The sequence below is a fragment of the Methanoplanus endosymbiosus genome (assembly GCF_024662215.1).
Classification (GTDB): Archaea; Halobacteriota; Methanomicrobia; order Methanomicrobiales; family Methanomicrobiaceae; genus Methanoplanus; species Methanoplanus endosymbiosus.
The window spans coordinates 385075-406733 of record NZ_CP096115.1; the positions used below are offsets into that span (position 1 = coordinate 385075).

The following is a 21659-nucleotide window of genomic DNA, read 5'->3' on the forward strand; positions in this document are numbered from 1 at the left end:
GACAGTTTAAATGACCAGACACATAAGATGCTGTCCTAAGGACAGCAGATATTCTCTTTCCTCTGTCTGTCCTGTTTGTGGTGGCAGTACTGTTATTGCACACCCCCCGCGTTTTTCTCCTCAGGACAGGTATGGGAAATACAGGAGGGAGGTTAGAAGAAATGAAGGATATAACTATTGATTTTTTTGAAGAGAATCCTGAAGACAACAGATGCGATATAATGATCGAAGGTCTTCCGGGTGTGGGGCAGGTGGGTAAACTCGTAGCAGAGCACCTGATTGAAGAACTTGGTGCAGAAAAGGTAGCTGAGATCCAGTCTGTTTTCTTCCCTCCGCAGGTTATTATTGATGAAACCGGCGTAGCACATATGCCAAACAACGAAATTTTCAGATATTCCGGAGAAGGAGTTAGTATTCTCTTTCTGACAGGAGATTTTCAGAGCAGTTCATCTGAAGGTCATTATCTGATGACTGATGCATATCTGGATGTCGCTGAGAAATACGGAGTTAAACGAATATACACCCTTGGTGGATATGGCGTAGGGCACCTCATAGATGAGATCAGGGTTTTAGCCGCAGTGAACGGTGAAACTCTGAGAGATGAGGTTGAAAAAGCCGGCGCGATATTTGCAAAGGAAGAACCAGGCGGGGGCATAATCGGAGCATCAGGTCTTCTGTTAGGTCTTGGTGCCAGAAAGGGAATTGAAGGGATCTGCCTTATGGGCGAGACCTCCGGATATCTCGTAGATCCGAAAAGTTCCTCCAGTGTTCTTGAGGTTCTTTCAAAATTAACCGGAATAGAAGTTGATCCAACAAAACTTGTTGAAAGGGCGGATGAAATGGAAGTCTTTGTTGAACGCCTAAAAGCTATGGATCAGCAGAAATCCGATGAAGAACTGAGTTATATCGGTTAAAGAGGATCATTTAAATGATTCTTAATGCTGATTTTCATATTCATTCTCTTTTTTCAATGGCGGCTTCAAAGAGTATGAAGCCTCAGAAATTACTTGATTCCTGTGTTGTTAAGGGCATTGATGTAATTGGCAGCGGTGATGCCATACACCCGAAATGGCGGAATATGTGGGATGATTCAGATATTGACTATCGTGGTGTGACCGTTATTCCGACAGCCGAAGTTGAAGGAAAGGGAAAGGTGCACCATCTTATTCTGATGAAGGATTTTGAGACCGCAGAAAATATTTATTCTGATATGGCTCCCTTCAGTAAGAATATCAGTACCGGAGGCCGCCCACATGTAGCTCTCACCGGTGAAAAGATAGCTGAGATCGTTCATAATAATGGCGGATATGTCGGCCCTGCTCATGCCTTTACTCCATGGACCGGGATGTACGGCAGATTTGACAGTATTACTGAATGTTATGGCGATGAGCCTGTGGATCTTCTTGAGCTTGGCCTTTCAGCGGATTCTTCCTATGCCGCCGGAATTGAAGAACTTAAAGGTATCCCGTTTCTCTCTAATTCCGATGCGCACAGCCCCGCAGTGAATAAGATTGCAAGGGAATTCAACAGGATTGATGTAAACAATAATTCTGTAAAAGATATTATCTCAGCCGTTCTGAATAACAGAATAGTTCTCAATGCAGGTTTTTTCCCTGAGGAGGGAAAATACAACCGGACAGCATGCTCACGCTGTTTCAGACAGTTCAGTGCCGCAGAGGCAGAACACTGCAAATGGAGATGTCCGGATGACGGCGGTGCGATAAAGAGAGGAGTTTATGACCGGGCAAAGTATCTCTCAAAAGAGGGATTTACTACAGAACGGCCGGATTATATCCATATCGTTCCGCTTGGTGAGATAATCAGTAATGTCCTTAAAACCTCTTCTCCCAATACAAAGGGCTGCCTGAAGCTTTATGATGAGTTCATCCGGAAATTTGACAATGAGATAAATGCCCTGTTAAATGCCGATACCGGTGATTTGTCAGAGTTAAATGAAGGAGTTGGTTTTGCTGTGGAGAAGTTCAGGAGAGGTGAAATTATTCTTAATCCCGGCGGCGGCGGAATTTACGGGACTTTTGAAATCCCACAAAAATGAAAGAGATTTTTTTGGAATATTTAAATAACTCAGATATTTATTTTATTCATCTTTTTGGTTGCCGGCGCTTTCAACAATCTGACCGGTAATCTGTTTTCTGATCTCCCTGATTTCATCTAGAGCAGAGTCTCTTCGTTTAAAGTCGCCTCTTTCATGTGCTGAAGCAGCAATATCAGTAAGTTGTATGAGGAGAGAAAAAGTATCTTTATCCTCAAGGAGTTTCCTGGAAAACATCTTTTTTATGAGTTTTGTTTTCTCTATGATATATATATTGGGTAAATGCCGCGACTTTCTGTATGCCGGAAAATATCATCTTTCGGAATATTTCACTGCATTATTAACAAATGCCTCTGCAAATCTGTCTGTAAAATATACATGAGTATATCCTCCTATTGTATTTCCTGAGTATATCCCGTCTCTTCCGTCTTCAATCCCCTTCCCGCGTGTTAACTCCATGGCAAATTTTGTGTCAGAATCACAGTTAAGTTTTGTATAATGAAATTCATGTCCTTTAACTGAAATTCCGGATGGCAAAGGAGAGTCTTCTGCCCTGCATGTAGCCTCAACATATCCAAGTGCCTGAAACCTGTTCATTTTCACTGCATCTGCCGGAAGGATTCCGCACATATCTGACTTTCTGCCTTCGTAATCAATACTCCTTGAGAGATAGATCAGTCCGCCGCACTCTGCATAGATAGGCATATCATCATCAGCACACTTTTTAATCAGAGTGCGGCACTTTGATTTCTCAAGCTTTTCCATATAGATCTCAGGGTAACCTCCACCGAAATATAGTGCATCAACTGCGGGCATCTCATCTTTCATCGGGCTGAAATAAATGATATCTGCTCCGTATTTTTCAAGCCTGTCAAAATTATCCTGATAATAAAAGTTAAAGGCACTGTCATATGCAACTCCTATTCTTGCCTTTTTATCTGTATTGGTACTTATTGAATTTTCAGAATTTCTGAGTGGTACAGGGATTTCTTCTCCTGTTCCTGCAATCTCAATAATTCTCTTTAGATCTGTATTATCCTCTATTATCTGTGTAAACGCCGCTGGTGATTCTTCAGGTGGTGTTTCATGAGCCATTTTAAGACCAAGATGTCGGCTGTTAAGTGATTTTTCCCTCTCCCAGGGAATCCATCCTACAGCCTCTCTCTTAAGTGATGCACTAATCATTGCCCTGTGCCTCTCACTGCCGATCCGGTTGAAGATTACACCTTCAACTCTGACATTTCTGTCAAATTCTGTAAATCCAAGGACTGAAGCGTTTGCACTTCTTGAAGATCCTTTAACATCAACAATGAGAATTACCGGAGCATTGAGTATTTTTGCAACGTGGGCGGTGCTCCCGGCATCTGTTCCTTCAAGGCCGTCATACAGGCCCATAACACCTTCAATAACAGAGATGTCAGCATCCTTTGAGGCATCAGCAAATGTTCTTAAGACACCATCCTCACCCATCATAAAAGGGTCAAGGTTTCTTGACACCCTGCCACATATATCTGTATGGTGTGTCGGGTCTATAAAGTCCGGACCAACCTTAAATGGCTGAACCCTAAGTCCTCTTTTTTTCAGTGCAGACATAATTGCGGATGAGATGGTTGTCTTCCCGCACCCGCTATGCGTTCCTGCAATAATTATTGTTGGTGTCATCTCCGGTTATTCCTTAAATTTGTTCTTTTTAATGTTATGTTATTACTTCCAAATACAATTTATTTTGATCTAATTTAATTAATAATGGTATTGAGGAGAACCAAAGAAAGAGGTGGATTTTAATTTAAAATCCGGCCACAATATTGAGGTTATTGAAGTTATGCAGGAAATTCATGGCCCTGCCGTATAATCTCCCGCAATCACTACAAAAAGTCCGGATCTGTTTTTTGGCGGACTTTGCACATTTCCGGAGGTAATTCTTTCATCAGGATAACCAAGATTTTCACATACTGAGATATTACAGAGGATATTTTTATCTGCCAGATATTCAGCAAATCTGCCAATATCAAAATCGGGGTCCGCAATTATAAAAGAAATGTGGCCGTTTTCAATATCAGCAGATGCCTGTTTTATTGCTGACATATGCTCTTTTCCATGTGCATTTGATACTGCAACCTTTGAAAGCGGAATTTTAAGCCTGGCAAAGGCATAACTCATGGATGAAATTCCGGGTACAACCTCTCCTTTAAGATAACCAAGCCCTGCAAACATCGGATCGCCTGTTGAGAGCACAACAGCATCTTCAGGAAGTTTTCTCAGTGCTTTGTAATCCGTAATTTCAACAACCTCTGCTTTCTCCGGTATGTATCTCCGGCATATCTCAATAGCCCGTTTTGATCCATAGATCAGGGTTGCTTTTTTTATCGAATATATGGCTTCTTCTGTCAGCATTCCCTGTCCGCATCCCGCCCCAATAATTATCATTCCGGAAATTCTCCCTCTTCTTCGCCTGCGGATGAATCAATCTCAATTCCGCCGTTTCTGTTTATAATCACGATTCTTACTCCAGAATGATCTCTGCGGTAGTGTGATATGGATTTCTTTGCCCTGATTTTCCATTCAGGATCAATAGTCATCTCCTCAACTGTCAGGTATGGGGTGCCGGAGAGAATTTCAGGGTCAATGAACTTCAGTATAAGTGCCGGAAGTCCGCAGAGAATCAGATTATCTTCTGCTGCCAATATGCCCTTCTCCATATATTTACCTACAAGGACTGCCTCATAATCCGGAAACAGCATTCTTGAAAAACGAAGGCCGATTCTTCCGGTTGTGATAACAACCTTTTCGGCTGCCCTAATCCTGTCAAAAACAGATTCTGAGAGATGGTCATCCCAGGGTTCAACAAATCCGGTTGAGCCGAGAACTGATATCCCGCCTTCAACTCCTACTTTTGGGTTGAGTGTCCTTCTGCCGATCTCCTCACCATTGGGAATGGAGAGAGTGACTGTCACACCCGGAATTTTTGTTTCGTAAAGAGCCTCATCTATTGCCTCCGTGATTGTTTTCATAGAGGTATTGCTGATAGCAGGACTGCCCTCCCCATATCGTGGTGTATCCCTTGAGAACCTGCCTATTCCCTCTCCGGCAATAAATTCATTTCTTTCCGGATTTTCTTCAGCTATGGCAATGAAGAGAAGTTCTGAGGTGATGTCATTCTTATAATCGCCTGAGTATTTAGCCGACCTGCCGGTTCCGGATTCTCCGGATGCCTTTATATTCACCCGGATTCCTGATGCAGTTCTGATGCTGACTGAGTCAGTGACGTATTTTTTGAGGGATAATACGGCAGCCTTGCATGCCGCAGCAGCAGTGCTTCCGGTTGTAAATCCTCTCATCAGAATATTTCCGTCTGATGTCAGCACTGCAAGCCCCTCCCTTACCAGCCTGAGATCTCCAGTATTGCTGCATCTCTCAGACCATTCTTCCGGGTAGAGAAAATCCGAGACCGGATCCCTAATCCTCTTTTCTGTTTCTTTCGGCATACATTGTGATTATCTCATTCATGGCTGCGACTGCCGGTGGTGTGCCACCTCTTGTGCCCCTGTTCGATACTGAGGGCACATCAAGAGTTCTTAACAGCTCTTTTGACTCAGCGGCATTTACAAACCCTACAGGACTTCCAATAACAAGTGCCGGAACAATTCCCTCTTTGATCATATCACAGACTGTGAGGAGCGCAGAGGGTGCATTTCCGATGACAATAACTGAGCCACTTACTTTTTCTCTGAGCGCAATGAATCCTGCCGAACTTCTTGTGATGCCTCTCTCTTTTGAGATATCAGCACCATAATCCAGTGCACAGATAATCTCACTGCCGTGCTCTTTTTTCCGGATTCCGGTCTGAACCATTCTGATATCAGTGATAACCGGCGCTCTTATCTCAAGTGCAGACAGTCCTGCATCCACAGGGTTATTTTTAAATGCTGTCAGATCTGCCATCACAAAGTCACCAACGGAAATTGCGCATCTCTGCCTGATTCTGTCCTCTAAAGTTCTGTCACCAACCACCTGCCTTGCAAGTTTTCTGCTGGTCAGGGAGATCTTATAACCCTCTTTTGTATCCGCACCCGGATCAATATACGTATTTTCTGTCATATCCTCTTGGTGTGATAATTCCGCTGATATCTTCACCTTCTCCAATAAATTCCGATTCTTCACCGCCGATTGTCACAACTGAACGCATATCCACAAATCCATCATCTTCAAAAAGTTCAGCAAGTGTGTAATACCTGATCTCCTCCCCCTCTCTGTGAGAGTTTTTAACCACTGCAACGGGGGTATCTCCGCTTTTATATTTCAGGGCAGTCCCAAGTGCCATGGCAAGGTTATGCGGCCTTCCATTGCTCTTTGGGTTGTACAGTACAACCGGAACACCCATCTGAAATGCAAGGTCAAGTCTCTTCTCAATAACCTCAAGGGGTGTTAAGAGATCAGAGAGAGAAATTGTTGTATAATCTCCTGAAAGCGGAGATCCCGTCCTTGATGCCGCGGCGGTTGCTGCTGTGACACCCGGAATTACCTCATAGTCAACTCCGGAACTGTCCTTTTTGATAATCTCAATGACAATGCCTGCCATGCCGTAGATTCCGGGATCTCCGCCGCTTATCATTGCGACTTTCTTTTTCTCTGCAAGTTCAATGCATCTTCGTGCCCTCTCGACTTCTTTACCCATTGAACTGTAAATTACTTCTTTATCTTCCACAAGCGGTTTAATGAGATTTAAATAAAAGTCATTCCCGATAATTATGTCAGATTCCCTTATGGCATCGGATGCCCGCTTAATCATGAAATCTGTATTTCCGGGGCCGATACCTATTATGAAAAGTTTTCCTCTATTCGATGACTGCAATTGTAACTCTCCCGAATACTGTTTTTTTAAGAATTATTTTTTTATTCTTTGAAAGCGCCAGTGCCGAAGGTTCGGCAACGCCTTTAAGCCCGATCTTATCTGTAGCCCGTGAACCCGATTCCGGGTTTTCACTGTTTATGTCTTCATCAGTGACAAATACGAGGTTTCCGGAAAGATTCCGGATGGCGCTGATAAGTCCCTTCTCATCCTTTTTCAGAACTGCTGTAGAATATACCAGCACATCATTCTTTTCGATGCCTGCCATATCCAGAGCCTTAAGGATGGCACCTGTCACTTCATCCGCACTCACGCCTCTTCTGCATCCTATTCCGACAATGTATCTGCCATTACTGAGAAGAACCGACACTCCGGGAGAAACGACCGCCATAGAAGGTTCATTTAGAAGATAACACGGGATGTCACCATCAAGAATCTCTGCATTGACCTTCCTTGTGGAATCCTTGTTGAGGATCTCAAGATTATTTATCTTTGCATAACCCTCGACTGAACCGCGGTTCATAGTCTCTGTGGCAGTTGTGATCACCGGTTCAATGCCTATTTTAGCCAGCATCACTGCAATTTCATTGCCTCCGTGGTGCCCGCCTGTAACAGGAATGGCATATCTCATATCCGGACTTACAACAACAACAGGAGGATCAGTCCATTTATCCTTTAGAAGGGGTGCGATGTTTCTCACCGCAATTCCGGCTGACATCACCGCAACAATCCCTTCATAACGGTCAAATGCCTCCCTGAAGGCATCTCTGGAATATTCTGTGACATCACCGCCGATGACTTCGGCTATTATTTCTGCACTGTCTCTGAATCTGTCAAGCGAGATTACGATGTATTTTTTCATCCGTACAGGTGCGAATTAATGTATTCTGAGTTGCAGGCCTTAACGACATCACCGATAATTATCAGTGATGTTCTCTCTATGCCCTCTGCCCTTGCTTTTTTGGCGATGTCTCCAACGGTTCCCTTAACAACTATCTGGTCAGGCCAGGTTGCCCTATAAACGACTGCCGCAGGTGTTTCCGGCGGACACCTGACCCTTGAAAGTATATCCTCCATATGCTCAGTACCAAGAAAGATAACCATAGTCTCTCCAAGTGCAGACATCTCTGCAATCTTATCTCTATCAAGAGTGTTTCCTGCGGGCCGCGTGATTATTACCGATTCAGATACTCCCCTTAAGGTGAGCTGAGTCTCAAGCGCTGCCGCGGCACCAAACATTGAGGATACTCCCGGTACTCTCTCTGCACCAACACCTTTAGCCTTAAGCAGTGTACACTGCTCAACAATTGCACCATAAAGAGCCGGATCTCCTGAATGAAGCCTGACGACAGTTTTACCTTCAATTGCAGCTTTTGCCATTATCTCAGTCATCTCATCAAGCTTCATGCCCCAACTGTCATATTTTTCCTCTGCGGGACAGTTATCAACAAGTTCCGGATTTACAAGTGAACCTGCATAAACTAACAGATCGGCTCTGTCAAGGAGATCTTTTCCTTTAACGGTTATCAGACCAGGATCACCGCATCCGGCACCGACGATGTATATTTTAGGCATAATCATCAGTATTTTTCCTCTTTATGCCGGCTATCTCCGGCATAATTATTTTTCCGTGCAAAAAGAATACTGAAGTAAGGGCTTTTCTCCGGAATTTCATCATCTCTTAAGATATTCTGATCTTTCATAAATATCTTCTCTGCAAGAATGAACTCATTATATCCTTCAGCCTTTAATTTAGCAGAAATATCCTTTGGTTTTCTTACTTTAAGCATTAATTTTGAGTTGATCTCCGATCCGTCTGAGATCTCAACTCCTCCGTTAATGGCTATACCTGCGGCGGATGCAAAGGCTGTAATTGAACTTATGCCCGGAACGGTCTCAAAAGAAATGTCCGGATGGGTTTTTTTCAGTACTGAACATAATCTCCCAAATGTCCCGTAAAAATTGGGATCGCCAAGTATGCAGAATACTGCGAGGCCTTTTTCGGCAACAGGTGCAATAATTTCTGTATTTTTCCGGATACATCTGCTGATGTAATCCTCATCGTCTGTCATGGGAAATGAGAGTACTGTTACATCCTTTCTGTATGGCGATATTATCTCCTTTGCAACATTTCCGGGAACATATACAGCGTCCGCTTTTTTAATCAGGTTAACTGCTTTTACTGTCAGCAATTCCGGATCTCCCGGACCAATTCCAACTGCAACAAGCATTTACTTATTCACGCTCCCTGAAATGATGTAAACCGGATTTATAGGCTTAAACATTGTTCCGCCTGCAATATCATACGACCTTGCAACCTGTACATAAACCACTTCTTCAAATATGCCAAGTTCTCTCATTTTACTAACTGTTTTACTGGCTGTCTCAAGCATTACAGCATTTATCACAATTCTGCGCTGCACAATATCATACAGCCTGTCAAGAACTGCCTCAATATTAACCGAACCACCAATGAAGGCACAATCAAGATAATCTATCTCCAAAAGCGCTTTTGATGCTTCCTCTTTTATGAGTGAGATATTTTCTGCTGTGGATTTTTCAATTTCCCGGTCCGCAAATTCAATGGCTTCTTCTCTTTTGTCAATTGCAATTACTGCTTTACAGTATTTTGAGGCTTCAACTGATATTTTGCCGGTTCCGCATCCAATATCTACAAAAATATCATCCTTTAACAGTCCGAGTTTCTGCATGGATATGGCCATAATCTCATCCTGAGTCGGACCTCCGGTAAGTTTCATATTATAAATAATGTTAATTTTTCTTATGTTAAATTATACTGAATTGATTTTCCGGATGTCCACAGAGGCTGTTGCATGGCTATTTTCTAATTAAACATGGGATAATTAAATGGGATATTTTGATCAATCATCACAACATTTGTGCCAATTGTACCTGTAAATCATACAATTGTCCATTAAATTTTATTTGTGCAACAGCCTCCACTGTATTATTTTTGTGAGCCGTCACACAGGGTAAATACCAGATGGTATTCTGCGATAATTTCATAATAAATCACAAATATTAACAGATAAATCAATAAGTCTCCCTGCGAAAGCGTGGCGTAGTTCACTTAAGTCAGTATATAAACAAATCTCTTATATTCAAGATCATGTCGTAAAGGTTAAAGAGCGTATCAACTCAATATATAAAGAATGATCAAAGTAAGAAGAGAGGTCTGTGGATATTGCGGTGCCTGTGTTTCTGTCTGCCCGGAAGGAGCACTCGAACTCGTTGATGCGTACCTTTCAGTTGATTATGATAACTGCAAAAATTGCAATATTTGTGTGAAAGTCTGCCCCCTTGGCGCTCTGGAGGTGGCCGATGAAGAGTGAATATGATGTTTTAATTATCGGTGGAGGTCCCGGTGGGGCACTCGCCGCGAAAACTGCCGCAAAAAATGGCCTTTCCGTTGGCCTTATTGAAAAACGCCCTGCAATTGGTGCACCAGTGAGGTGCGCAGAGGGAATAGGTGAGGATTTAATCGGTGAATTTTTTGATGAAATCGATCCTAAATGGATCTCTGCAAAGATAGAAGGAGCAAAGCTCATTGCACCCGATGGTTCTTATTTTTACTTAAGTCCTGAGATGGCCGGCAATGAAGTAGGATTTGTTCTTGACAGGAAATTTTTTGACCGTGATCTTATCTGGCAGGCAGTACATGCCGGCGCAGAGATCTTTGTAAAGGCAAGAGCCGTTGATGCCATTGTTGAAGGCGGCGTTGTCTGTGGTGCAAAGGTAGAGTACAATGGCAGGGTCCAGGAAGTCAGAGCAAAGATTACAATTGCCGCTGACGGTGTAGAATCAAAATTCACACGCTGGTGTGGTATTGATACAACAGTGCCTCTTGGTGAACTTGAGACATGCGCACAGTACCTGATGACCGATATTAATATTGAACCCAATATCACCGTATTTTACGTTGGAAGGGATATCGCACCTGAAGGTTATCTGTGGATCTTTCCAAAAGGAGAACGCACTGCCAACGTTGGTCTTGGTATTTCCGGCACGCAGTCAGGAGATGGACATCGCGCAAAGGATTATCTCGACAAATATGTCAATGAATTCTTCCCCGAAGGAAAAATTATTGAACAGATTGCAGGCGGAGTTTCAGTATGTGAACCTCTTGAATGCACTGTGTCAGATGGCCTGATTATCATTGGTGATGCTGCAAGGATAAGTGATCCAATGACAGGTGGCGGAATTTACAATGCGATGTACACCGGACGTCTGGCTGCCGAAGTTGCTTCAAAGTGTATTGAATCAGGTGACCTTTCAAAGGGAGCACTTATGGAATATGATTCCATGTGGCGTGATTCAAAGATGGGCAGGGCACTTGAACGCAATTATCAGATGAAAGAGATATTTGTAAAATTAAGCGATAAACAACTGAATGCGATTCTTACATCTGTAAAGAATCTGAAGATGGCAGATTTCTCCACACTTTCACTTGTAAAAGAAATTGTAAAGTTAAATCCTAAACTGATCAGGGACCTCACCGGTCTGAAAAAATATTTTGAATAATTTTTTTTATTTTGATTTTTTAATATATTTATTCGCTTAACTGTGCATATCCTGACCCGATCATGCTGCTTTTCCGGATTTTTGTCATCCACATTTTCTGTTTAAAAATCCATGCAGATTCAGGTATATCTGTATGTATGTGTATTGGTGCAACATGCACCATACCGTCACCTTTCTCCCGTTCGTCAGGGTATGGATTAAAGTAATATATCTGCCGTAGGATGTTTGTGTTTATTTCCTTCCGGCAGGGTTTTTATCCGGTGTTTTAAGCTGTCTGTTAAGTTGCTTTAAACATTCTTCTTCTGCTTCCTTCTTTGACAAAACTATTATGTTGTCATCCTGCCTGATTCTGACGCTTCCGTTGGGTATGATCAGATCTTTTCCCGGCCTTATTATCGCAATAAAGACAAAATCCCTGACATTTAGTTCTTTAATCTCATGATTGACAAAGGGTGCATCCTTATCAACTGCAATCTCAAAGATTGTCCCACCCGGAATTGAAGCAAGCTGCTCCATATTAGGATTTTCTGACCAGTAATACAGACGATTCGCAACAAGTTCGTCAGGATTTTCGCTGATTCTGACCCCCACTTCCTTAAACAGATCTGAATGCTCTATCTGGTTTACTATGGATACAAGGTTTTTCACATTGAATCTCTTTGCAAGCCAGCACGTCATCAGGTTTACTGCATCGTCACTGGTCGTTGTAACAAGAGCATCTGCCCTGTCAATGCCTGCATCTTCAAGAATTGACTTGTCTGTTGAATTGCCTGTGATTGCAAGGACATCATAATGTTCAAGTATCTCATTACACCTGTCCTCATCCTTATCAATAACGACAACACTGTCACCATGCTGTGCCGCAATTGCTGCCAGGCTTCTTCCTATTCCGCCAAGGCCAATAACTATGATATACATCAGGATAACGTATCAAACAAGGCTATAGATATAATTTATGAATTACCATAACTAAGTAGTGATCTGCGGCATAGATGAAGCGGGAAAAGGTTCAGTTCTTGGCCCTATGGTAATTGGGGGAGTGAGCGGCGCAAATATTTCTGACTTTGAAGAGAGAGGTTTTGCAGACTCAAAAAAACTGTCTCCAAAGAGAAGGGAGAGCCTTTACAAAGAGATAAAGGAAGAATTTAAAACTTCAGTGCTTATTCTCTCAGCAGAGGATATTGATCTTAAAAGAGAAACAGTCACAATGAACGATATTGTAGCCTGTGGCCATGCGTCAGTAATCAGGCAGTTGTCTGCCAGTACTGCCTATGTGGATGCCTGTGATGTCAATGAGATCAGGTATGGAAATAGAATATCTGAGTTGCTTGAGAATAAGGTTACAGTACATTCCAGGCATAAAGCGGATGATATTTATCCTGTTGTTGCCGCAGCTTCAATAGTTGCCAAGGTTACAAGGGACAGGTTAATTAAGGAATTATCTGAGGTTTATGGTGACATTGGGAGTGGTTATCCGTCTGATTCTGTAACAGTCTCATATCTTGAAGATTATATCAAAATAAACAGAGAAGTACCGGATATTGCAAGAAAAAGCTGGAAGACAGTATCAAATATTATCGCACGGGGAAAACAAAAAAGCCTTTTTGATTTTTAATCTGTTTTTTCCGGAATATTATTCAGGAGACACAAAGAGAAGAACAAATGCCGCTGCCAAGAGAAGAACAGCCATAGCTTTTCTGACATCATCAGGATATTCAGCAGTTTCTGCGGGGAAAACAGGTACGTTTCCGGTTGGATTCATAACTGAGAACGTTGCAAAAAAGTCATACATGAGCCTGCGGGTTCACAGATGGCAGATGAAACAAATGTTTCATAGGAGAAATTTATCAGAAATGCGGTCTCTGTCACATATTGCTTTCATTATATAGCTTCACTGGTGAATTGTTTGCCGAAAAATCTGTTCTCTTAAGAACTTTCATCTGCTATAGAATTCAAATCATTGTAGATGGATTTGCTATTGATTGCAGTTTTTTTGGTTGCACTATATTTTCTAATAGCGGGTTATATTAAGGTAAATAATCTCTGGGAAGATCATATCAGATTTTATGGTCCGATACTTGCCCTGAAGACGGATAATGTTGGATTTTTTGATAAATTTCTGCCATACTCAAAATTTCTGAAGCTATACGGTACTGCCGGTGCGGTTATGGTGGTTATTGTATCCCTTCTGTTTACAGTGCTGATGTTCTTCTCGTTTCAAAAGACGCTTGCCTCACCACCGGCACCAACGGGGATTTATGAACCGCAGAATATTCTGGCAATTCCGGGAATAAATGAATTTCTTCCTTTAAGTGTTGCAGTAATTATAGCATTTATTGCAACTCTGGTTGTTCATGAGTTCGGCCACGGTATTCTTGCAAGAATTGAGGGTATGCGGGTTGAAAGTACCGGAGTATTGTTTTTTGTAATTCCAATCGGGGCATTTGTTGAACCATGTGAAGAGGATGTCGAAAAAGCGAGCGGCCGGTCAAGAATAAGGATGTTTGGCGCAGGAATTACCAATAATCTCGTACTTGCACTTATTGCATTTCTGCTTCTGGCGCTCTTTATGGGTATGGCACACCCGGTTGATGCACCGTATGTCAAGGCAGTATATGCCGACTATCCGGCAGATGAAGCAGGTCTTTTTCCAAACTCACTGATAATGTCTGTAAATGGCATTGATGTCACTTCAAGAGAGGATGTTTCATCCATAATGTCAGGCACACAGCCGGGTGACACTGTTTCAGTTACATCAGTTCATGAAGGAATAACCAGTACCAATGATCTGAAACTTGCAGAATGGCCGACAGAATATGGAGATAAAAATTCCGGTTTTATGGGAGTATCATATTATGATTCTTCCAGGGCAAAAGAGCTGTCAGACAAGTATATCAGGTCTCCTTTAGGGCCGCTTTTACTGATCTATGTGCCGATAAATGCCGTAATTGATGATGACAGCCTAGGCCTTGGCATACTTGCGTTTGATTCCCCTGACACAGTTGCATGGAGTGAACCGTTTTATGGCTACTGGCAGTTGATTCAGATACTGTTCTGGCTCTTCTGGTTCAACTTTGCGGTTGCGACCTTCAATGCCCTACCTCTGATTCCGCTTGACGGCGGTTATATTATGCAGGAAGGGGTTAAGCAGTTTTTTGCAGCCAGAAATAAGGAAAAATATGCAGATTATGTTGTATCCGGAATTAGCTGGCTCATGATATTTGTGATAATATCACTGATTATGATACCATACATTGCATCGTTTTAACCCGGAAAATAATATCTGTTAAAAAAGTGTTATTTTTCATCAAGATCTCCGATGTCCTTAACATTGACATCACTCAGATCTTCAATTTTCTTCTCAATTATCTTTACAGTCTTTGCGGCATTCTCAACATCCTCATCTCCGGCCATACTGCCAAGAATTGATTCGTCAAGATTGGTATTTTTCCAGTCTTCATCTGTGAACTCCTCGTCTTCAGCGCCGAGAAACTTCGCGCTCTGTTTTATGAGACTGGAAATCTCAAACGGAAATATGATCTTGGTTGCCTGTCCGTCTGCCATCTGCTTTAAGGCATCAAGGGAGAGGACGGTTATTGCCTTTTTATCAAGCGGACGTGAACCAAGCGCAAGAATTCTGAGTCCCTGCGCCTCGCCCTGTGCCTGAAGTATTCTTGATTTACGGTCACCTTCGGCACGCAGTATTTTGCTCTGCCGATCACCTTCTGCTTCCAGGATCATCGACTGCCTCTTTCCTTCGGCAGAGAGAATTGCTGATCTCTTCTCACCGTCTGCACGTAAGATTGCAGCTCTTCTTTCCCTTTCGGCTGCCGTCTGTTCTGTCATTGCCTGTTTTACCGCGCCGACAGGATCGACTTCCCTTATCTCAACCCTCTCAACCTTGACACCCCACTGATCGGTTTCCCGGTCAAGAGAGTCGCGCAGGCGGTTGTTGATGAGATCCCTGTTGTAGAGGACTTCATCAAGCTCAAGGTCACCGATTATTCCCCTCAGGCTTGTCTGGGCCAGTGCCAGGGTTGCCATCCGGTAATTTGAGACCTCAAAATAGGACTTTTCAGGGTCAACCACTCTTGTATATACAATTGCATCCACATTGGTTGGTGAATTATCTTTGGTTATCACTTCCTGCTGTGGAACGTCCATAACCTGTGTTCTCAGGTCAATCTTTACAATCTCCGTGATAAATGGTACAACCCACCTAAATCCCGGATTTAACCGACCTATATACTGTCCCAGACGAATCTGGAGAGCCTGTTCGTACGGCTGAATAATTACAACGCCCTTTGCAAAGATAAGAACAATTGCAAGGACGAGAACTATTGTCAGAAATATATTACCTAAATCAACAAATGCCATAGTTAAATCTCCTCTACAGTTACATGCACTCCTTCTGAATGAATTACTTTAACCTTCCTTCCGGCAGGAATGTTTATCCCTTCCGTTGTTGCGCTCCAGTCAACATTTTCGACTGTAACTTTTCCGGATATCGAATCAGCACTGATCTCCTTTGTGACAATACCGGTCTTTCCAATCAGTGAATCTTTACTGGCAGTAAACGGAGATCTGCTGTCAGTAGTGATTCTGCTGTATATGAGCACAGAAATTCCGGCAGAGAGAAGTGCAACGATTATCCCGATCACAATTATCAGAGGTGAGTTAAAGAGTTCAGGAAACAGAAGTGAGATAATTCCGATTATTATCAGGGTTGTTCCGGGCACTGCGATGAAAAATCCCGGATTAAATGCTTCAATAAGCAGCATTAGGACACCGATCACTATCAGAATCCATCCGATGGCAATTATATCCATTACCATGATGAAGAAAGGATGGTTTCCGATTATATATAATATTTGATCAGTCCGCGCTGAAAATAAGTAATGATTTATCCGGATTTGCATCTGAATAAATCATAATAAGTTATCTATCTAACAAGCATTGCAATACGTGAACCTTTGCTGATGCCAATATCCTCTGCAATAGGCTGGCATTTCACCATCATCAGGTACAGAACAGGCGGGAGTTTTTCTGTCTTTTTATGCTCACTTAACGATTCATAGTTTGCCATTCCCTTTGATATTATAAGGGTTGCATCGTCTATTGCTTCGTTAACATCCTGCGGGAGCAGATCCAGGTTTACTCCGAGTTCTGCTGTATCATCTGCATTCGTAAGCAGCCGGTCTGCAATTTTATCAAGTCCGAGACTGAGGGCATCCTCCATCGTTGCATCGTTTATAATTGGAAGACCTCTTACTACTACCGTAATCTCAGAACCGTTATTTTTAAGATGCTTAATCAGGTGTCTGTCAAAAACAATTTCACCGCAGTTGTCACAGAGGAAAACAATTTTTTTACATAATTTTGATGCTTCATCCGTGTCGTCTATTGAAAGCCCTTTTCTGAACTCTTCCATGAAAAAAGCGCTGAAATCCTCTGAAACTTTGTGCTCCACTGAACCGTGATCAAGGGTGTTTGCGATGATTGTTCCAAGGCAGATGTCCCGGAAATCTGATAAATTATCTTTTACATCCTCAAGGACAATTCCAGCTGTTTTATTGTCTTCAGATTTTATTTTTCTGTAAGGATCACTGTCAGATATACATTCACAGACAAGCCTGTGAATCATGCTGGAGATCTGCGGTGACGGATTATCGTCATTCAGATGTTTTATCAACAGATCTTTACATTTTTTTGCAGTTTCTTCAATAAGTTTATCGTCATCTGTTGCAAGTCTGCATTCATATTCAACTCTTCCGAGAAGGCAGTTAAAACAGGTATTATTTATCTTCATATTGTTTTTCACAACCGCTTGCGCTGATAATTTTTGAACTCAGGCAGAAATAGTATGTTCGGTTTAAAAAAAGTTATTTGGGGTATTTTTTTTCAGAATCTGTATAATGATTCAATATAACTTTCAAAAAGATTGTTGCAATGGTATTCGGTCATTTTTGTCACCGGACTATTATTGGTATTATCAGGCAATAATATTATTTGTCAACAATAAATAATTATAATTATTAATCATCATAATTATTAATAAAAAGAATGGGGCCACCGCGATTCGAACGCGGGTCAGAAGACCCCCAGCCTCCTAGGATGGTCCAGGCTACCCTATGGCCCCAGTGCAGAAATGCTATTTCATATTGTCAGTGCCAACTTAATTAACTTGTCTTTTGTCTCCACCGGTTCTTCAGAACTTTAATTTTTTGAACTCTTCAACATTTTTTGTCAGTTCTTCAAGTTCTGTACATGTGACATTCATTGTGCTGCCCAGTTCATCAACTTCTGTCAATAGCTGTCCAATCCTTCTCTGCATCAGGTAAATCAGAACCAGAAGGAAGATAATTACAATCCCAAACAGTACTATCAGCCCGGATTCTATCCCAAAAAACATACTCATTTTTTCCTGCCCTTAACTATCGATTTTGCAAGTCTGTCAATAAATTTATCGCCGGAGACCTCGGGTTTAATCTCTGGATATTCTTTTCCGGCAATCTTCGCAGCAATTTTACTGATTTCTCTTGAAGCAGGAGAATCAGGATACTTTATCACAATCGGTGTTTTATAAGCTGCTGCTCTTCTTACATTAGGGTCTTCAGGTACCAGGCCGATAACTTTCACTCCCAGTACTTCCTCAATTTTATGAACACTGACTTCAGTGTTTTCAAGTGTTGCCCTGTTCAGTATTGCCCCCATTACATGGCCGCCTATTAATTCGGTCAGAATTTTGGTCTTTAAGGCATCAACCATTGATGACAGTTCAGGATTTACAACAAGAATAACTTCATCAGCGATGGCAAGAGGAATTACGCCATCCCTGCTGATTCCTGCCGGCGCATCAATTATCAGGAAATCACAGTGATTTACTATCTCACTCATTACATCCCTTAAATGTTCGGGATCTGCATCCTGAAATCCCTTAAGTGATATTCCGCTTGGCACAACTTTCACGCCAGATGGCCCGTCATAAACAGCCTCTGAAACGGGCGCTTTTCCGGCCAGGACTTCGTGCAGAGTTACCGGTACATTTTCAAGTCCGAGAAGAATTGCCATGTTTGCCATCCCCATATCTGCATCCATTATGTACGTCTCTTTTCCATAGGAAGCAATAATTGTACCGAGGTTAACTGTGAGGGTTGTTTTTCCAGTTCCGCCTTTTCCGGAAGCAATTGTATAGGTTGTGACCATATTTTTCTCTGCTTTAAGTTATAATTGCTGAATCAGTACTCCGGATAATTAATTTTGCCGGAGATTATATGTAAAGATTCCTTTCTCAATTATTATAATTAATTCGTTCGTATTTGTGTATTATCCGGAATAAAATTTAGTTCAGCAAAATAATATATTACATCTCTCCTGAAGACAGATAATTGCAGAAGACTGACAGACTCTGCATTTACAATAATTTTTGAACACATGATAATAAGCCATAAATTATATGCTGATTTTCGAACACACAATGATTAATCATAACTCTCCAAAGATGAAATCTTCAGCGTAAACAGGTGGCAGTTTTTACGAGATCAGTCTTTCTTTTCATTCAGAATTTCACCGGCTAAATTCTCCATTTCACGTTTTAATTTTTCTTTCATTTTTATTATTGAAGCGCTGTCAAGTTTTGACAGTTCCTCCTCAAAAAGCGAATCTGGATCATCTGTTATTTTTTCTGCCGGAAATTCACTGATTTTGCACGCTTCTACTGCTGCATTATTATCAGATTTATTTTTTATATTTTCTGCCCCTTTAACACTGATAAGCATTTTATTTTCTGAATTATTCTGCGTGTAGAGTCTGATCTCTCTTCCAACAGGGTTGATCTCAGTTATTTTTTTGATTAGGAGACTCTCTTTTAATCCACTGAAATCAGATGGAATGGCATCATATTCAGATTCAGTCCATGCGTCCCGGCAGACCCCTTCTGTTACAGTCAGTACGATCGTCAGACTATCTGTTTTAATCCGGCATTCTCCGGTGAAATTTATCATTTCCAGAATTTCAAGAATTCTGACTGAATCTGTATTGTATATGCAGGCTTTCAGAGTCCTGTATTTTTCATTCATAAACTGCCTGATTAAAGTATTGCCGCAGGTTAAATTATAATTCTCTGATATGTATCCGTGCCGGAGAGGAGATCTGCACTCCTGCCACATAAGATCTACAGTATATTTAATTATTATGGATCTAAATATGATAATTGTACAAACTTTGTATGCCGGGCTGAAATACAGGGATAATATTTACATATTTCTGCATCAATAACTCTAATAAGTAGTAATTTGAGATAAGTTGATTATAGTAATCTTATACTCATTGGGATATGATCTATTATTTCACATAATATTTACTCCGAGGTGCCTTAACAGATGAATGAAATTGGTCCGTTAAAAGTTAAAATAAAAGGCTATATTGATGAAATTATGTCTTTTAATGGTATTGTGGCATGTGCCATAGTAACGACAGAGGGACAGATTATTGGAAAATCGGAATCAGAAAGGGCACCTTCATCATTTTTGGGGATAACAGCTGCTACCATGTATGCTTCATCGGAGGCGGCCTGCAGCACCTTTCATATCAGCCGTCCGGAATGCGTACAGGTGGACACATTAAATGGAGATGGCAGAATATTAATAAAAAGTTCAGGGAGAAAGATTTTAATCGCCACAGTTATTAACGATTCTGCTGATATTAATGAAGTAAGAAAGATGCTCATACCCATTTCAGAGAAAGTAGGGGAGAATTTATAAATGAACACAATTTTAGTTGTAGATGACAGCCCCATGATAGTGGATGTTTTTGTAGCCATGCTTGAGAGGGGTGGTTATAATCCGGTTGCTTCTTATAGTGGCCCTGAATGTCTGGATAAATTGAAGGATATCAGCCCCGATCTAATACTTCTGGATATTATGATGGAACCTATGGATGGATGGGAAACTCTTGAAAATATTAAGACAAACCCTGAAACCCGTGAAATTCCTGTCATGATGCTGACTGCAAAGCAGCTCACTCCTGAAGAGGCGCAGGAGTATGGCGCATATATCGAAGATTATGTCATGAAGCCGACGACTCACCGCCAGTTGTATGATGCAATAGAATATATCCTTAAAAGGCGTGAAAAGATAAGCCTTGGCGTTGAGATGGCAAAAAAAGCAGGCATTGAAGATCAGATAATTGATGAATTTGAACGTCTGAGCAGAAGTGTTGATGTCTCAAAAAGACTTCTTCGTATTCTTGAATCAACCTACAGTCTTGATGACGATGACATCAGGGTTGGCGAGAATATTGAAAGAGCAATTAAGAGTATGGAGATGTCAATCAGACTTCAGGAAGAAAGGCTTGAACAGATCAATAAATTATTCGGTATTGAAAAATAACAATCCTGAATTCCTTCCGGATATAATTTATAAATTCGATATATCTATCCTTTTTCTCGTTAGTCCTGCACCATAACGCACAGGAAGGCTCCCACCCAAAGCATTGGCGACATAGAATCAGGTGAATTGAGCAGTAATTTATCTTCCGGCTACAGGGCACAGGTGACTCTTATTATGTGGGGTAAGTATTTATCCTTTGAAAATCATTAGTTTGTCGGGTTGATATAAGGTATTTCGGGGTTACCGGGCAGGTGTTTGCGCGTAGGAATTTAATTTTAGATGTGTTAAAAATAAATACATTTAAAATGAAAGATACATTTAAATAATCATAACGCATTTTAATAATGCTGAATTAATTTCAATAATGGGCCTGTAGCTCAGTTAGGCAGAGCGCCTGACTTTTAATCAGGTGGTCGGGGGTTCAAATCCCCTCGGGCCCGTTAGCCACCAAATGTCAAAGACTGTGGCGCTTTGTATTTTTTTATGGTGATGCATCTGAACAAAACTCAATATTTCAGCAGGTATTATTGATGAGCACCAATTATTCTGTATTAAAACATGTGATGGTTCCGGACCATCAGGTTATGAGCGAGGAGGAAGTAAACGAACTTATGTCCTTCTACAGGATCACCCGTGATCAACTGCCAAAAATTTATCATGACGATCCTTCCATTAATGACATCAGGGATGAAAATGGAAAAGAAGTCAAAGTGAAAATCAATAACGTGATTCGTATTATTCGTGAAAGTCAGACTGCAGGCAGGGCAGAAGCGTATCGTCTGGTCGTAAAACGACCTAAGAAATAAGTTAAATTCTTTTTAAGGGT

The 21659-nt window shown here is 41.5% G+C and carries 28 protein-coding genes and 2 tRNA genes; 11 read left to right on the plus strand and 19 right to left on the minus strand.

All coding sequences use genetic code 11. The features are described 5' to 3' along the window. The first annotated feature begins 10 nt into the window (after window positions 1-10). The 3 genes from L6E24_RS01470 to L6E24_RS01480 are packed head-to-tail and all read left to right on the plus strand — an operon-like array spanning window position 11 to window position 2056. A complete protein-coding gene (locus tag L6E24_RS01470) occupies window positions 11-181 on the plus strand; it encodes an RNA-protein complex protein Nop10 (RefSeq protein ID WP_257742965.1) in 171 nt (56 codons plus the stop codon). Continuing rightward, a complete protein-coding gene (locus tag L6E24_RS01475) occupies window positions 162-914 on the plus strand; it encodes a proteasome assembly chaperone family protein (protein ID WP_257742966.1) in 753 nt (250 codons plus the stop codon). Before L6E24_RS01470 ends, L6E24_RS01475 begins: the two co-directional genes overlap by 20 nt. 14 nt (window positions 915-928) lie before the next feature. After that, window positions 929-2056 (plus strand): endonuclease Q family protein, encoded by a 1128-nt coding sequence (locus L6E24_RS01480; RefSeq protein ID WP_257742967.1) that lies wholly within the window; start codon window positions 929-931, stop codon window positions 2054-2056. 42 nt (window positions 2057-2098) lie between these two features. Here L6E24_RS01480 and L6E24_RS01485 read toward each other — a convergent pair whose 3' ends face one another. The 10 genes from L6E24_RS01485 to cbiT form a co-directional block, all read right to left on the minus strand. Further along, window positions 2099-2290 (minus strand): hypothetical protein, encoded by a 192-nt coding sequence (locus tag L6E24_RS01485; protein WP_257742968.1) that lies wholly within the window; start codon window positions 2288-2290, stop codon window positions 2099-2101. A gap of 75 nt (window positions 2291-2365) precedes the next feature. Then, window positions 2366-3715, minus strand: a complete 1350-nt coding sequence (locus tag L6E24_RS01490; RefSeq protein WP_257742969.1) for a cobyrinic acid a,c-diamide synthase CobB — start codon at window positions 3713-3715, stop codon at window positions 2366-2368. A 171-nt stretch (window positions 3716-3886) separates the two neighbouring features. Continuing rightward, a complete protein-coding gene (locus L6E24_RS01495; protein WP_373021129.1) occupies window positions 3887-4447 on the minus strand; it encodes a cobalt-precorrin-7 (C(5))-methyltransferase in 561 nt (186 codons plus the stop codon). A gap of 29 nt (window positions 4448-4476) precedes the next feature. After that, the gene (locus L6E24_RS01500) at window positions 4477-5538 is read right to left on the minus strand and encodes a cobalt-precorrin-5B (C(1))-methyltransferase (protein WP_257742971.1); all 1062 of its coding nucleotides are present in this window, start codon (window positions 5536-5538) and stop codon (window positions 4477-4479) included. Then, a complete protein-coding gene (locus L6E24_RS01505; RefSeq protein ID WP_257742972.1) occupies window positions 5510-6151 on the minus strand; it encodes a precorrin-8X methylmutase in 642 nt (213 codons plus the stop codon). The genes L6E24_RS01500 and L6E24_RS01505 overlap by 29 nt, the downstream gene beginning before the upstream one ends. After that, entirely contained in the window at window positions 6129-6905 is a 777-nt protein-coding gene (gene cobJ / locus L6E24_RS01510) for a precorrin-3B C(17)-methyltransferase (RefSeq protein ID WP_257742973.1), read from the minus strand. Before cobJ ends, L6E24_RS01505 begins: the two co-directional genes overlap by 23 nt. Next, complete coding sequence (cbiG, locus tag L6E24_RS01515) at window positions 6889-7764, minus strand: cobalt-precorrin 5A hydrolase (RefSeq protein ID WP_257742974.1); 876 nt, start codon at window positions 7762-7764, stop codon at window positions 6889-6891. Before cbiG ends, cobJ begins: the two co-directional genes overlap by 17 nt. Then, the gene (locus tag L6E24_RS01520; RefSeq protein WP_257742975.1) at window positions 7761-8477 is read right to left on the minus strand and encodes a cobalt-precorrin-4/precorrin-4 C(11)-methyltransferase; all 717 of its coding nucleotides are present in this window, start codon (window positions 8475-8477) and stop codon (window positions 7761-7763) included. Before L6E24_RS01520 ends, cbiG begins: the two co-directional genes overlap by 4 nt. Window positions 8478-8482: 5 nt before the next feature. Beyond that, a complete protein-coding gene (locus tag L6E24_RS01525; RefSeq protein ID WP_257742976.1) occupies window positions 8483-9133 on the minus strand; it encodes a cobalt-factor II C(20)-methyltransferase in 651 nt (216 codons plus the stop codon). After that, complete coding sequence (gene cbiT, locus L6E24_RS01530) at window positions 9134-9661, minus strand: precorrin-6Y C5,15-methyltransferase (decarboxylating) subunit CbiT (RefSeq protein ID WP_257742977.1); 528 nt, start codon at window positions 9659-9661, stop codon at window positions 9134-9136. It abuts the gene before it with no gap. Window positions 9662-10075: 414 nt separating this feature from the next. Here cbiT and L6E24_RS01535 point away from each other — a divergent pair, with 414 nt between their 5' ends. Further along, window positions 10076-10255, plus strand: a complete 180-nt coding sequence (locus tag L6E24_RS01535; RefSeq protein ID WP_257742978.1) for a 4Fe-4S binding protein — start codon at window positions 10076-10078, stop codon at window positions 10253-10255. Further along, window positions 10245-11444 carry an NAD(P)/FAD-dependent oxidoreductase gene (locus L6E24_RS01540; RefSeq protein ID WP_257742979.1) on the plus strand — a complete coding sequence of 400 codons (1200 nt, stop codon included), beginning with the start codon at window positions 10245-10247 and terminating at the stop codon, window positions 11442-11444. The genes L6E24_RS01535 and L6E24_RS01540 overlap by 11 nt, the downstream gene beginning before the upstream one ends. Window positions 11445-11675: 231 nt before the next feature. On the opposite strand, the gene L6E24_RS01545 is transcribed toward L6E24_RS01540, so the two are convergent. Next, window positions 11676-12362: a potassium channel family protein gene (locus tag L6E24_RS01545; protein ID WP_257742980.1), complete on the minus strand. Its 687-nt coding sequence runs from the start codon at window positions 12360-12362 to the stop codon at window positions 11676-11678. Between the two features lie 58 nt (window positions 12363-12420). Between L6E24_RS01545 and rnhB the strand changes: the two genes are divergently transcribed. Then, window positions 12421-13059 (plus strand): ribonuclease HII, encoded by a 639-nt coding sequence (gene rnhB / locus L6E24_RS01550; protein WP_257742981.1) that lies wholly within the window; start codon window positions 12421-12423, stop codon window positions 13057-13059. Window positions 13060-13077: 18 nt separating this feature from the next. Here rnhB and L6E24_RS01555 read toward each other — a convergent pair whose 3' ends face one another. Next, window positions 13078-13236, minus strand: a complete 159-nt coding sequence (locus L6E24_RS01555; RefSeq protein ID WP_257742982.1) for a MarC family protein — start codon at window positions 13234-13236, stop codon at window positions 13078-13080. A gap of 174 nt (window positions 13237-13410) precedes the next feature. Here L6E24_RS01555 and L6E24_RS01560 point away from each other — a divergent pair, with 174 nt between their 5' ends. Then, on the plus strand, window positions 13411-14712 hold the full coding sequence (locus L6E24_RS01560) for a site-2 protease family protein (protein ID WP_257742983.1): 1302 nt from the start codon (window positions 13411-13413) through the stop codon (window positions 14710-14712). Between the two features lie 29 nt (window positions 14713-14741). Here L6E24_RS01560 and L6E24_RS01565 read toward each other — a convergent pair whose 3' ends face one another. The 7 genes from L6E24_RS01565 to L6E24_RS01595 form a co-directional block, all read right to left on the minus strand. Continuing rightward, window positions 14742-15821 carry an SPFH domain-containing protein gene (locus L6E24_RS01565; RefSeq protein ID WP_257742984.1) on the minus strand — a complete coding sequence of 360 codons (1080 nt, stop codon included), beginning with the start codon at window positions 15819-15821 and terminating at the stop codon, window positions 14742-14744. A gap of 2 nt (window positions 15822-15823) precedes the next feature. Further along, window positions 15824-16273 (minus strand): NfeD family protein, encoded by a 450-nt coding sequence (locus L6E24_RS01570; protein WP_257742985.1) that lies wholly within the window; start codon window positions 16271-16273, stop codon window positions 15824-15826. 113 nt (window positions 16274-16386) lie between these two features. Continuing rightward, window positions 16387-17253: a damage-control phosphatase ARMT1 family protein gene (locus L6E24_RS01575; RefSeq protein ID WP_257742986.1), complete on the minus strand. Its 867-nt coding sequence runs from the start codon at window positions 17251-17253 to the stop codon at window positions 16387-16389. A 255-nt stretch (window positions 17254-17508) separates the two neighbouring features. Continuing rightward, window positions 17509-17583, minus strand: a tRNA-Pro gene (locus L6E24_RS01580). A gap of 69 nt (window positions 17584-17652) precedes the next feature. Then, window positions 17653-17856: a hypothetical protein gene (locus tag L6E24_RS01585; protein WP_257742987.1), complete on the minus strand. Its 204-nt coding sequence runs from the start codon at window positions 17854-17856 to the stop codon at window positions 17653-17655. A gap of 2 nt (window positions 17857-17858) precedes the next feature. Further along, a complete protein-coding gene (gene minD / locus L6E24_RS01590; RefSeq protein ID WP_257742988.1) occupies window positions 17859-18650 on the minus strand; it encodes a cell division ATPase MinD in 792 nt (263 codons plus the stop codon). A gap of 335 nt (window positions 18651-18985) precedes the next feature. Continuing rightward, window positions 18986-19522 (minus strand): hypothetical protein, encoded by a 537-nt coding sequence (locus L6E24_RS01595; protein WP_257742989.1) that lies wholly within the window; start codon window positions 19520-19522, stop codon window positions 18986-18988. 303 nt (window positions 19523-19825) lie between these two features. Between L6E24_RS01595 and L6E24_RS01600 the strand changes: the two genes are divergently transcribed. The 4 genes from L6E24_RS01600 (at window position 19826) to L6E24_RS01615 (ending at window position 21639) form a co-directional block, all read left to right on the plus strand. After that, entirely contained in the window at window positions 19826-20206 is a 381-nt protein-coding gene (locus L6E24_RS01600) for a roadblock/LC7 domain-containing protein (RefSeq protein WP_257742990.1), read from the plus strand. Further along, the gene (locus L6E24_RS01605; RefSeq protein WP_257742991.1) at window positions 20207-20833 is read left to right on the plus strand and encodes a response regulator; all 627 of its coding nucleotides are present in this window, start codon (window positions 20207-20209) and stop codon (window positions 20831-20833) included. 366 nt (window positions 20834-21199) lie between these two features. After that, window positions 21200-21273, plus strand: a tRNA-Lys gene (locus L6E24_RS01610). Window positions 21274-21363: 90 nt separating this feature from the next. After that, window positions 21364-21639 (plus strand): DNA-directed RNA polymerase subunit H, encoded by a 276-nt coding sequence (locus tag L6E24_RS01615; protein ID WP_257742992.1) that lies wholly within the window; start codon window positions 21364-21366, stop codon window positions 21637-21639. Window positions 21640-21659 lie beyond the last annotated feature (20 nt).